We start from the raw sequence: 13,027 nt of genomic DNA, 5'->3' as shown, positions 1-13,027 counted from the left end.
CACAAATATCAGAATTATCTAAATTTAATCTCATTTTTTATTTCAATTGGTGTTAAAATGGATTTATTCAACTTTTCGAGGGAGAGATGGTCGTTGTTCTCTTACTTACTGTTTATTACTACCATGTCATTCACACCTGGGCCTAATACCATCATGGCGATGTCCGAAGGTCAACGTAAAGGCTTCATAAGCGCTTTACCTTTTAATTTAGGTGTTTTCATAGGTATTTTATTTACACTAGCAATTGCTTTATTATTTTCAGAGCCACTAAAACATAACCATAGCTTTATTATCATTATGAAGATTATCGGTACGCTTTATTTATTATATCTTGCGTATCATGTATTGATTTCAAAGCCAGATAGCGCAAAAGAGGCTTTAGATCGCCCTGTACTCAAAGGTATACTCATTCAAGCTACGAATGTTAAAGCGATGTTATATTTTTTAACTGGTTTAACAACATTCACATTACCTGATGCTTGGAATTCTACTTTTGTACGTTCAATTTTACTTATTGTCATCGGTATTGCTGGTGCAATCGTTTGGAGTCTATTAGGCCAAATGATGAATCGAATCTATCAACAACATTATAAAATCATTAATGTCGTTATCACAGTTTTATTACTTTATAGTACTGTAGAACTTTGGTAGTTCATTTTCCCGATTAAAATAAACCTCCTGTCATTATTTCTGACAAGAGGTTTATTTCAATATTATTTAATTTTCATAATTGCTTTACCTGGGTCTACTGATTCAACATCTTCTACTGTTAATGTTTTATCTCCCAAGTTTGTAATAATGATTGGTGTGACTGTACTTGGTGCATGTTCTTTTAAGTATGCTAAGTTGATTTTCATTAAAGGTTGACCTTGTGTAACTGATTCGTCAGCATTTACAAGACTTTCGAAACCTTCACCGTTTAATTTCACTGTATCAATACCAATATGAATAAGTACTTCTACACCAGATTCAGATTCTAATCCGATTGCGTGTTTCGTTGGGAAGATAGTTTTAACTGTACCATCAAATGGTGCTACGATTTCTCCTTTTTCAGGTACAAATCCAACGCCGTCACCCATCATTTTTTCTGAGAATACTTTATCAGGTACTTCTGATAATGGAATAATGTGTCCAGTTCCTGGTGCATAGATTTCTGTCTCTTTAATTTCTTCCACGTTTATAGGTTCATCTGATGTTTCTTCAGTAACCGTTGTTTCACTTGGTTTAGTGATTTCACCTTTCATGATAAGTGACATATCATGTTTAATTTGATCTGATTTCGGACCGAAGATTGCTTGCATATTATTACCTACTTCAAGCACACCTGAAGCACCTAACGCTTTCAAACCTTGTACATCGACTTTAGATTTATCATTTACTTCAACACGAAGACGTGTGATACAAGCATCTAAATGTTTGATATTTTCTTTACCGCCCATTGCGTCTAATACATCAAATGGTAATCTTGCTACACTTGAGTTACGAATTTCTTGTTCTTCATCTTCACGGCCAGGCGTTTTAAGATTGAATTTCTTAATTGCAAAGCTAAATAAGAAGTAGTAAACAACTGCATAGACTAAACCAACTGGAATAACTAATAACGCATGCGTACGATCCCAGTTTAATAAACCATAAAGAATATAGTCGATAAATCCACCAGAGAAAGTCATACCAATCTTAACATCAAGTAAGTGCATGATTAAGAATGATGATCCTGCTAAAAATACATGAATAACATATAATAATGGTGCTACGAATAAGAATGAGAATTCTAATGGTTCTGTAATACCAGTTAAGAATGATGTTAAAGCAGCTGATAACATTAAACCACCAACTACTTTTTTACGTTCAGGGCGTGCATTTTTATAGATTGCTAATGCAGCAGCTGGTAAACCGAACATCATAAATGGATATTTACCAGTAGTAAATGCACCTGCTGTGAATGGTACGCCATCTTTCAATTGAGCCATCCAAATACGTTGGTCACCGCGAACGAGTTCACCTGCATGGTTTGTATATTGTCCGAACTCGAACCAGAACGGCGCATAGAAAATATGATGTAATCCGAATGGAATTAATGAACGCTCAATAATACCAAAGATAAATGTTGTTAATGTTAAGTTCTTATTCAATAAGAAGTTTGATAAGCTATTTAACCCTTCTTGGATTGGTGGCCAAACGAAACATAATGCAATACCTGTGATGATTGCAACTACTGATGTCACGATTGGCACGAAACGTTTACCTGCAAAGAATCCCAAGAATGGTGGTAATGTAATATTGTAGTATTTGTTATAACACCAAGCAGCAAGTGCCCCCATAATGATACCGCCGAACACACCCGTTTGAAGTGTTGGAACACCTAAAATTAAGGCATATGCTGGTAATTTATCAGCTTGACTTAGTTCTTTAGCACCATTAGCGTAACTATAAATATCATCAATTGTGATATGCATAATTTGTCCCATAGTGGCATTCATAATTAAGTAACCTACTAAAGCTGCTAAAGCGGCAACACCGTCTCCACCAGCTAATCCAAGTGCTGTACCAACTGCAAATAGCAATGGCAAGTTATCAAATATAATTTGTCCAGCCGCTTCCATAACAGATGAAATCATCACGAAGACGTCCATTTTTAGCCACGGTGCAATACTAACAAGTTGTTCGTTGTGCATCGCATTACCGAACGCTAATAAAATCCCGGCAGCTGGTAAAATTGCAACTGGTAACATTAAGGCTTTACCGATACGTTGCAATTGACCGAAAAATTTCTTAAACATAATCCTTATTCCCTTCTACCTAAATTTGAACACGATAACATAAAAAAAGACATAAGCAATACTAAGAAAAGTAAGTTTGAGAAATGCATAGCGATACAGTGATTTAAAATCATGTATACTCGTCCCTTTAATTTCTCTTCTACTTTCAAAAACACATCTCTAAGTAACGCAAATTATGAAATGTATTTTTACTAAGGCTATTCTTTGCCCTAGTCTTATTGATTGCTTATGCCTAATTTAATAGTAACACGCAGTTCTTTTTTTCAATTAATTTATATTATATACCTATGGTAAAACGGTTTCAATACTTTTTTAAATAGAAATTGCCGACAAAACCAAAGTTTTGTCGGCAATTTTGTCTCAAGCGTTATGAGAACGCTGAATATTTATTATAAGAAACGTTTAGCAGCAACTGAAATTGGTGGAATTTCGTCGAAGTCTAATTTTTTATCTTCAGTAATTGATCTATAAGCCCATTTACCATAATTAATTGCTTCTTCGTTCACAATTTTACCTGGTAATGGTGCAGCATTTGGATCAACATGTACGTCAACAATAGTTGGTACATTTTCATTTAACGCTGCTTCTACTACTTCATCAATACGGCTTGGGTCTTTTAAGACATAACCTTTACCACCAGCAGCTTCTGCGAATTTAGCGTGATCCATATCAGAGAAGTCAATGGCATATTCTAATTCACCAGCAGCTTGTTGTTCATATTTAATGAATGATAATTGTTTGTTATTCATAACAAAAATTGTCACTGGTAGGTCATATTGAACAGCAGTTGCGAAGTCTTGCATTACCATTTGGAATGCACCGTCACCACTAATAGAAATTGCTTGGCGTTTAGGGAATGCAATTTTAGAAGCAATTGCGCCTGGTAGACCGCAACCCATTGTACCTAACCAAGAAGAAATAATAAATTTATTATTAACTGATAAGTTTAGGTAACGTGTTGACCAAACTGTAGACGTACCTACATCAATTGAGAATACCGCATCGTCATCACTATATTTGCTAATAGCTTTCATTAAGCGTTCTGGACGGATTGGTGTACTTTCTTGATTCATGTCTTGTTCCATCCATTTATCCCAAACAGCTTTACGTTCTAATGTTTTTTCTAAGAATGGACGTTGTGGTACGTGTTTAATGCTATCAGTTAATTGGTGGAAAGCAAGTTTAGCGTCACCAACGATACCCACATTGACACTGAAACGATGGCCAATGACATCTGGGTTTGTGTCGATTTGAATAGCTTTAATATTTTTCTTAGGTAGGTAATCAACGTATGGGTAGTTTGTACCTGCCATGATTAATAAATCGGCATCTTGAATTGTTTGATAAGATGTTTTTGTACCGATTTTACCTAAGTTACCAATGCTATATGGGTGATCATCAGGAATGATTGTTTTGGCTGGTAATGTATGAATAACTGGAATTTTAGCTGCTTCAACAAATTCACGTAATTCATCTTTAGCATTTTGTGCACCTACACCAACGATCATAACTGGTTTTTTACTTTTATCGATTAATTTTGCAGCTTTTTTAATGCTACGTAGTGTTGGCGTTGGTGCTTTAGGTTTAGTAGTATCTATAGCACGATTTGTAGTGTCTTTAATTTTTTGAGTTAATAAGTCGTTAGGACATACAACTACTGCGACACCACGTTTTTCGTATGCAGTACGAATTGCTTCGTTTACAATTTCAAATACGTTGTCACCTTTTTTAATTTGGTGGTTGTATACAGAAACATCTGAAACCATATCTGTAATGTTTGTTTCTTGGAATGCTTTTGTACCTAATAATGTACTGTTTGTTTGACCTGCTAAGATTAATTGAGGCACACGATCCATTTTTGCATCGTACATACCATTTAATAAGTGAACGATACCAGGACCACCGATACTTAATGCTACCCCAATTTTTCCTGTCATTTTAGTGTATGAAGCTGCAGCTAAACTTGCTACTTCTTCATGACGCACATGATAGAATTTAAATGAATCTCTAACTGTACGTAAACTATCTACTACTGCGTCAATTGAATCACCAGGAATGCCGTATAAGTGGTCAATATCCCATGCTTCTAACGCTTTTACTAATGCTTCGTTTGCTTTTATCTTCGCCATTATTACAATAGCCCCTTTCTCTTTTTCAACGAGTACTAAGTACATATTCCCTTTAGTAGAACAAAATAATCATGATTGGAATAAGTATTGAACTTATGACAGCAGTCAATATCATTCCAATTGAACTGAATGCACCGGATTCAATATCGTGTTCTAATGCTTTTGCGGTACCGAACGCGTGTGATGCATTCCCATATGTTAAACCTCTCGCTATAGAGGTCTTAAAATTACCTACTTTCAATAACATTGATCCCATCATACTACCGATTAGTCCAGTAGTGATGATGAATAAGACTGTTATCGTATCCGTACCACCTAATTCTTGTGAGACTTCAATACCAACAGCAGCTGTTATTGAACGTGGTAATATTGTTACGATGGTTTCCTCGTCATAACCCAATAAGTTCAACGAGGTAAACACTAACACAAAATTAAGTATTACGCCAACCATCACGCTCGTAAAGATAATACTTAAATTTTCAATAATTTTATGTCGATTCTTATATAGTGGGTAAGCTAAACATACAACAGTGGCATTTAATAGATGGTTAATCCACTTACCACCTGTCATGTAATCATGATAGTTTTGATGTGTTAACAATAATACGATAATGACACCAACTGAACCAACTAATGCTGGATTCAAAAATGGATTATCGTATTTTTGTTGTAGTTTTTTTGCAGCAAAATACATAACGACGGTCAACAATATCATTAAGATTGCTTGAATAAATGTCATACTATTGATGACCTCTCTTAACGTTAGGTTGTTTAACCATCTTTTCAGCAATGTAACCAGAAGCAAGTGCAACGCAACTTGTACCTACAATAATTAATAAGAAGAAAATGATATAACTCTTCGTGATATCAGACACAATATCCATAATACCTACAACGGAAGGTATAAAGAAAAACACCATTGTAGCTAATAGGAATTCTGCACCTTCAGATATCCAATTCATGCGTATCACTTTCAACTCAAGTAAAATGTACAACAATATCATGCCTACGATACTTCCAGCTAGTGGTATATGCAATAATGTTTGCAGCAAACTACCTAAGTAACTAATGACTATGATAATGGCAATTTGTATGATAACTTTTGAAATAAATAATAATTTTTTCAAGATGACTGACCTCCCACTAAAATATGTCGAAATTGTTACAGTGAATTTTGAACCTATATTCATCATTCTAATTCAACGTTCAAAAATAGAAAAATATCCATTTTAAATACGACCTATAGCTTTTTTCTATGTAATCGCTTTAACGATTATCATTGGTAGTTTCAAATAATGTGTTTATATTGTGAAAAATGTATTCAAGCCTTCATTTTGATTACATAAAAAAGTTGGAATGCGAATACACATTCCAACCCTTAAATAAAACATATGATATAAGACGTTATTTTAGTTTATATAATTGTATAGACCTATGATTTTAATCATATTTCAATCGCTCACTCATAAAACCTATCCATTTAGATGTTGCATGACTTAATAGTTTATCTTTTTTCCAAATGGCACCTAATTCCCAGCTCATACCTGTATCTTCAATTTTAATACTTTTAATATTATCTTTAAGCATATTTGCAATATGTTCTGGTAAGATACTTACACCTAAGTGTGCTAGCAATAAGTACTCAATAAAGTTCCACTGCGAAACATTCGAAACTGTATTTGGAAGAAAACCTGCATTTTTAGCTGCAGCAATAATTTTATCATTGAGGTAAAAATCTTCGTTAAATAGTATAAAATCTTCATTCTTCAACTCAGCCATTGTCACTGAATCACGTGTAGCAAGTTCATGCTCTTTACTTACAACCAACCTTAAATCTTCACTGTATAAAGGTAAATAATCAAAGACATTTTCATCAATCGGAATAGTTGTAATCCCAATATCAATTTGGTCATTGATCAGACGTGTTTCTATCGATTTACCGCCACTCTCATTTAAATTGTATGTCACGTTAGGATACAGTTTATGGAACTCACCAAGAATATAAATAAATTGTTGCATATCCATTACTGCTGACATTCCAATGTTGATATGGCCTGTTTCCAATCCCAATAGTCCATTAATTTCAAAAGGAATATTATCATATAAGGCAATAATTTCTTCACATTTTTTGTAGAATATTTTACCTGCATCCGTAAGTACGAGATAGCGTTTTTGACGATCAAATAATGTCATCTTTAATTCATTTTCAATATCTTTAATCGCTTTACTAATCGTTGGCTGAGCAATATATAAAGATTTTGAAGCATTTGTCATACCACCTTGATTTACCACTTCCATAAAATATTTCATATGTTTGATATCCAAATGCTCACCCTCTTTGTTCATTATTATAATTTCATTATACACGAAATATTTTTGAGAAAATAAAAATATTTAAAGTAAAACTATATGTCTCCATGCACTATGATATTAAAATTTCAATGTTTGACCCTATATGTTTCTTTTTCAAAAAATGTTATAATCACATAGGCTCAATTTGATTAAAGAGGTGAGGCATTGAGCTTTTACGAATTTATGCAAAATTTTGTTGGTGATGACACACCATTAGGTGAATTGGTAAATTGGATTAATCAAGATAGCAATTTCCCTAGAGACGTGAAGAGCCAAGTAGAAGTATTGTCATATTTTCGAAATAATCCATGTCCAGAAAACATACCCGTGACGATCGTTAAAAGAGCATTGGCTGTTTTTAACCAATTCACAAATGTATGATTTCTAACTTGTTATTATACATCATGGACGTATCATCTCACCAAGCGCCTTTATGGCGCTTTTTTTGGGAGTGGGACAGAATTCTTTTTGAATTCGTCGTCCCTCTCCCCGTATTTGAAATTAAAAGTCTTTCGAACTTTAAAACATTACTATGATACTGTGCGAAATGGTGCAAATTTACTTTAATGTAAAATAAGTTACAAATTACACTGTTATATTTCATATATATTACAGTTATTTGTATAATTCGTTTCTTATATTGTATTAGACCTTTTTAACGAATATGATTAATACAGTTTTTAATTCTTTTATATTTTGAGGAGAACACAATGAAATTTAAAAAATTATTTTCACGTCTTTTACTCGCTACTGGAATCATGTTCGCAGGAACTTTTACATATCAAACTATTGAACACACTCACGTATCTGAAGCCGCTTCTTATAATTACTATACGAAAGGTCAATGTACTTGGTGGGCATATCAACGTCGTGCTCAACTAGGTAAACCTGTATCAAATCGTTGGGGAAATGCTAAGAATTGGTATTACAACGCACAACGCTCTGGCTATAGAACTGGTCATACACCTAAACGCTACGCAGTAATGCAATCTACTGCAGGTTATTATGGTCATGTTGCTGTTGTCGAAGCCGTATATAAAAATGGAAGTATTAAAGTTTCTGAATATAACTATAATAGACCAAATGGTTACGGTACTCGTTACTTAAGTAAATGGTCAGCGCGTAATTATAATTACATCTACTAAATGAAATCATGACATTAAATGAATCAATAAAAGCCACTACCATGAGTAAGGTACTTCAATATAGTCCTTAAGTCATACGTAGTGGCTTTTCTATATATCATTATTGTCGTAAATCTTCTAAAATTTGTTGCGCTGTCGCAGTGTTTGCTTTAGGCGCTTGTTTTAATGCTTCGGCAACACGCGCGATTTCATCACCTTTAGCACCTACAACAATAGCTAAAGATTTGTATTGTAAGCTCATATGGCCTTTTTGGATACCTTCAGAAACTAACGCTCGACACGCTGAAAAGTTCTGTGCTAATCCTACAGCAGCAACAACTTGACCTAGTTCTTGTGCTGATTGAACATTTAATAATTCGAGTGAAGCTTTCGCAATTGGCAACACTTTTGTACCGCCACCAACAATAGCTAATGTCATTGGTACTTCTATCGTTCCAATTAAACGTCCACGTTCTTTATCATATTTCCAGGTTGCGATACCTCTATATTGCCCATCACGACTTGCATATGCATGTGCGCTCGCTTCAGCACCACGCGTATCATTCCCCGTTGCTAGGACAACTGCATGGATACCATTCATTACCCCTTTATTATGCGTTGCTGCGCGGTGGATATCAACTTGTGCTAATACTGAAGCACGTTCCATGCGGTGTGCAACTTCTTCTCCAGAACGATCACCTTTATTTAAATCATTGATATCAATTTCACCTTGTACACGTACGACTGAAGCTGTCGCATGGTTAGATAAAATACTCATGAGCACATCACGATTTGGAAATTCATTCTTTAAATGTGCTGTAATAGCTTCTAAAATCGTATTAAGCATATTGGCACCCATTGCATCTTTAGTATCAACAAAAACCTTCAATGACAATAGTTGGTGTTCTGGAAACGTATCGATTTCAATACGTCTATATCCACCGCCACGTTCTATAATTGATGGATATGCTTCAGCTGCAATTTGCTTAATTTGTGGTTCTAATGCTTGAATGTCTTGAGCTAATGCCTCTGTATCGTTGACATCATCAAAGACGATTTGACCAATCATTAAGCGTTCACTTTTAACCGTCTTAAAACCACCTGTATTGTTGACTAATTTGGCACCATAACTTGCTGCAGCTACAACAGAAGGTTCTTCAACCATCATTGGTACAACATATGCTTTGTCATCAACAATAATTTTAGGTAATAAACCTACAGGCAACGTCCCTTGGCCTATCACATTTTCGATTAAACTATTCGCAACCTCTTCATTAATTAATGGATTATTTAATAATACATGATAGTTGTCATCTGTTAGCCAACCATAATCAACGAGTTGTTTTAATTTATCTTCACGAGATAAATGTCGAAACGACTTATCTAATTGCTTCATACTATTATTCCCCTTTATCGATCATTAAAGCGATGCCTAGTCCGCCACCGATACATGCCGTTGCAATACCAGAGCGTTTATTCTCTTGTTCAAGTGCATTCACTAATGTTGTGACAAGTCTGGCACCACTTGCACCAATTGGGTGTCCTAATGCAATCGCACCACCATAAATGTTTAACTTGTCATCTGGAATATGCAAATTATCTTTAACTGGTATACTTTGTGCCGCAAATGCTTCAGTCATTTCTACAATATCGACATCATCGATTTTACTATCTGTTTTATTCAGTAACTTCTCAACAGCATAGAATGGTGCATAGCCCATATATTGAGGATCACAACCTACTTCAGCATAATCTCCAACAATACCAAGAATGTCATACCCGTTTGCTTTCGCATACGATGCTTCCATCAGGATAAGTGCAGATGAGCCATCGTTAATACTTGAAGCATTACCACCTGTGACTGTGCCATCTTCTTTAAATATTGTCTTTAATGTTGCAAGTTTCTCAACACTACTATTTGGACGCACACCTTCATCTGAAGTCATTTCTTCACCTTCAGCGTCTGTCATGCTAATAATTTCATTATTGAATTTACCTTCTTGCGTCGCTTTAGCTGCTTTTGCTTGTGAATGATTTGCAAATTCATCTTGCATTTCACGTGTGATGTCATATTTTTCAGCGATATTCTCAGCTGTTACGCCCATTGGTACATAATGAAACGCATCTGTTAACCCATCGTGCATAAAGCTTTCAACAGGTTCTTGTCCCTCTTTCAAAATTAATTGAGGGGCATTGGTCATACTTTCAACCCCACCGACTGCAACAACATCCGCTTCGCCTAATTGAATTAACTGTTTCCCTAATATGATCGCTTTAAGCCCAGAACCACATACTTCGTTAATTGTCATAGCTGGGGTTGTATCAGGTACACCGGCTTTGATTGCAATTTGGCGTGCTGGGTTTTGTCCTACGCCACTTTGTAATACGTTACCAAAAATAACTTGTTGTATGATGTTAGGATCAATGTTCGCAGCTTCGATGGCACCTTTCAAAGCTGTCGTTCCTAATTCAACTGCAGAATAATTTCTTAATTTCCCTTTATATCTACCGATTGGTGTTCTTTTAGCACTGACTATAGCAATTTTTTTCATTCTTTATCTCCTTATATGTAGTTTATATATAAATTGTAATTTAGTTATTTAATTTGGTAAAATAACTATTAATATGATTATTAATAATAGCCGATAGAAGTTTTCTCAAACTCAATGTTATACCATGCAGTTTCACGTATTTTATTATATTACGCTATTAAACGACATGCGTTATTACATTTAACTATTAGAATGAAAACGCTTTCTATTAGTGAGCATTTTAAATGAAATTGTCACAAAAAGCTACTATTAATATGAATTATAAAAATTAGAATAATGAAAGGATGTAGTGCCCGTGAGTATAGGAATCGATAAAATTAACTTTTACGTCCCTAAATACTATGTAGACATGGCTAAGCTTGCAGAAGCTCGCCAAGTTGATCCAAATAAATTTTTAATTGGGATTGGTCAAACCCAAATGGCAGTCAGTCCAGTATCACAAGATATTGTATCTATGGGGGCTAATGCTGCTAAAGATATTATAACAGATGATGATAAAAAACATATTGGAATGGTCATTGTAGCGACTGAATCTGCAATTGATAATGCCAAAGCTGCGGCAGTTCAAATACACAATTTATTAGGTATTCAGCCATTTGCACGCTGCTTCGAAATGAAAGAAGCTTGCTATGCTGCAACACCTGCCATCCAATTAGCTAAAGACTACATTGAGAAACGTCCTGAAGAAAAAGTCCTTGTCATAGCAAGTGATACAGCACGTTATGGTATTCAATCTGGTGGTGAACCAACACAAGGTGCTGGCGCAGTGGCTATGTTAATTTCTCATAATCCTAGTATTTTAGCCTTAAATGATGACGCTGTTGCATATACAGAGGATGTTTATGATTTCTGGAGACCAACTGGACATCAATATCCATTAGTTGCAGGTGCTTTATCTAAAGATGCATATATTAAATCGTTCCAAGAAAGTTGGAATGAATATGCGCGTCGTGAAGGTAAATCACTATCTGACTTCGAATCATTATGTTTCCACGTACCATTCACTAAAATGGGTAAAAAAGCATTGGATTCTATTATTAATGATGCCGATGAAACAACACAAGAACGTTTAACTTCTAGTTATGAAGATGCAGTATACTACAATCGTTATGTAGGTAACATTTATACAGGTTCATTATATTTAAGCTTAATCTCATTATTAGAGAATCGATCACTTAAAGGTGGTCAAACAATTGGATTATTTAGCTATGGCTCAGGTTCAGTTGGAGAGTTCTTTAGTGCCACTCTAGTTGAGGGTTACGATAAACAATTAGATATTGATGGACATAAGGCATTATTGAATGATCGTCATGAAGTCTCAGTTGAAGACTACGAAAGTTTCTTTAAACGTTTCGATAATTTAGAATTCGATCATGATACGGAACAATCAAATGACGACACTTCTATTTACTATTTAGAACGTATACAAGATGATATTCGTCAATATCACCGTCCTGAATAACATCATTTATAGTAAAAAGGCGTAAGAGACATGCACTTTTAGCAAGGTGTCTCTTACGCCTCTTTTTATTCATATTCACTATGATCACGGTTTGGTTGAATGTTTAGGTCGATACAGGTGAGTCATGTCTACCTGTTCAAGTTCGAGTAGTTTGATTTTATGATTAATTGTGCCACCATACCCTGTTAAGCTACCATCTTTTCCAACTACACGGTGACATGGGATAATAATTGAAATAGGGTTACTACCTACTGCGCCACCCACTGCTTGTGCCGACATATTGGGTTTACCGCGTTCTTCTCCTACAAGATGTGTAATCTCTCCATACGTTTTTAATTGACCATATTCTATGTGTTGTAATTTCTGCCAAACGCTTTTTTGAAATGCAGTACCTTCTGGTTTAAGCGAAAAATCAATAGTCGGACGCTGTCCATCAAAATATTGATTTAACCATTTAACCGCTTTTTTGAAGACATCTAGCTCCGGATTAGTAGGATGTGTCACTGTCGTGTCCTGATATTTATAAAGTAGATGTGTGAGTGACTTGCCATCACTAATGAGCTCTAAATTTTGCACGGGTGATTCGTAAAGCATTGAATACGCCATCAAACCCCTCCTTTCTGACCAT

Annotated in this window: 12 protein-coding genes; 4 read left to right on the top strand and 8 right to left on the bottom strand. The window is 35.0% G+C overall.

Going from position 1 to position 13,027, the window contains the following annotated elements; genetic code table 11:
* Positions 1–93: 93 nt before the first annotated feature.
* Positions 94–651 carry a LysE family translocator gene (locus KA909_RS05120; RefSeq protein ID WP_228480677.1) on the top strand — a complete coding sequence of 186 codons (558 nt, stop codon included), beginning with the start codon at positions 94–96 and terminating at the stop codon, positions 649–651.
* Between the two features lie 62 nt (positions 652–713).
* On the opposite strand, the gene ptsG is transcribed toward KA909_RS05120, so the two are convergent.
* The 5 genes from ptsG to cidR form a co-directional block, all read right to left on the bottom strand.
* Positions 714–2,780 carry a glucose-specific PTS transporter subunit IIBC gene (gene ptsG, locus KA909_RS05115; RefSeq protein WP_070854744.1) on the bottom strand — a complete coding sequence of 689 codons (2,067 nt, stop codon included), beginning with the start codon at positions 2,778–2,780 and terminating at the stop codon, positions 714–716.
* A gap of 389 nt (positions 2,781–3,169) precedes the next feature.
* The gene (locus KA909_RS05110) at positions 3,170–4,909 is read right to left on the bottom strand and encodes a pyruvate oxidase (protein ID WP_053028837.1); all 1,740 of its coding nucleotides are present in this window, start codon (positions 4,907–4,909) and stop codon (positions 3,170–3,172) included.
* A 52-nt stretch (positions 4,910–4,961) separates the two neighbouring features.
* Entirely contained in the window at positions 4,962–5,648 is a 687-nt protein-coding gene (locus KA909_RS05105) for an LrgB family protein (RefSeq protein ID WP_075108174.1), read from the bottom strand.
* A gap of 1 nt (position 5,649) precedes the next feature.
* Positions 5,650–6,036, bottom strand: coding sequence for a CidA/LrgA family protein (locus KA909_RS05100; protein ID WP_053028839.1), 387 nt, complete (start codon positions 6,034–6,036; stop codon positions 5,650–5,652).
* 313 nt (positions 6,037–6,349) lie between these two features.
* The gene (gene cidR, locus KA909_RS05095) at positions 6,350–7,234 is read right to left on the bottom strand and encodes a cidABC operon transcriptional activator CidR (RefSeq protein ID WP_053028840.1); all 885 of its coding nucleotides are present in this window, start codon (positions 7,232–7,234) and stop codon (positions 6,350–6,352) included.
* A gap of 192 nt (positions 7,235–7,426) precedes the next feature.
* Between cidR and KA909_RS05090 the strand changes: the two genes are divergently transcribed.
* Together KA909_RS05090 and KA909_RS05085 are read left to right on the top strand one after the other, a co-directional pair.
* The gene (locus tag KA909_RS05090) at positions 7,427–7,642 is read left to right on the top strand and encodes a sterile alpha motif-like domain-containing protein (protein ID WP_011274838.1); all 216 of its coding nucleotides are present in this window, start codon (positions 7,427–7,429) and stop codon (positions 7,640–7,642) included.
* Between the two features lie 329 nt (positions 7,643–7,971).
* Positions 7,972–8,406 carry a CHAP domain-containing protein gene (locus KA909_RS05085; protein ID WP_053028842.1) on the top strand — a complete coding sequence of 145 codons (435 nt, stop codon included), beginning with the start codon at positions 7,972–7,974 and terminating at the stop codon, positions 8,404–8,406.
* A 100-nt stretch (positions 8,407–8,506) separates the two neighbouring features.
* On the opposite strand, the gene KA909_RS05080 is transcribed toward KA909_RS05085, so the two are convergent.
* Both KA909_RS05080 and KA909_RS05075 read right to left on the bottom strand, forming a co-directional pair.
* On the bottom strand, positions 8,507–9,781 hold the full coding sequence (locus KA909_RS05080; protein WP_075108176.1) for a hydroxymethylglutaryl-CoA reductase, degradative: 1,275 nt from the start codon (positions 9,779–9,781) through the stop codon (positions 8,507–8,509).
* A gap of 4 nt (positions 9,782–9,785) precedes the next feature.
* Positions 9,786–10,937, bottom strand: a complete 1,152-nt coding sequence (locus KA909_RS05075) for a thiolase family protein (RefSeq protein WP_193838941.1) — start codon at positions 10,935–10,937, stop codon at positions 9,786–9,788.
* A 295-nt stretch (positions 10,938–11,232) separates the two neighbouring features.
* On the opposite strand from KA909_RS05075, the gene KA909_RS05070 reads away from it, so the two are divergent.
* Complete coding sequence (locus KA909_RS05070) at positions 11,233–12,399, top strand: hydroxymethylglutaryl-CoA synthase (protein ID WP_075108178.1); 1,167 nt, start codon at positions 11,233–11,235, stop codon at positions 12,397–12,399.
* 84 nt (positions 12,400–12,483) lie between these two features.
* On the opposite strand, the gene KA909_RS05065 is transcribed toward KA909_RS05070, so the two are convergent.
* Positions 12,484–13,005 carry a methylated-DNA--[protein]-cysteine S-methyltransferase gene (locus tag KA909_RS05065; RefSeq protein ID WP_210130016.1) on the bottom strand — a complete coding sequence of 174 codons (522 nt, stop codon included), beginning with the start codon at positions 13,003–13,005 and terminating at the stop codon, positions 12,484–12,486.
* Positions 13,006–13,027: the final 22 nt, after the last annotated feature.

This window comes from Staphylococcus sp. GDX8P54P (assembly GCF_017893165.1).
In the GTDB taxonomy this organism is placed as follows: Bacteria; Bacillota; Bacilli; order Staphylococcales; family Staphylococcaceae; genus Staphylococcus; species Staphylococcus borealis.
Note: the sequence above shows the minus strand (reverse complement) of the source record. Positions and strands in the feature narration are given on the sequence as shown.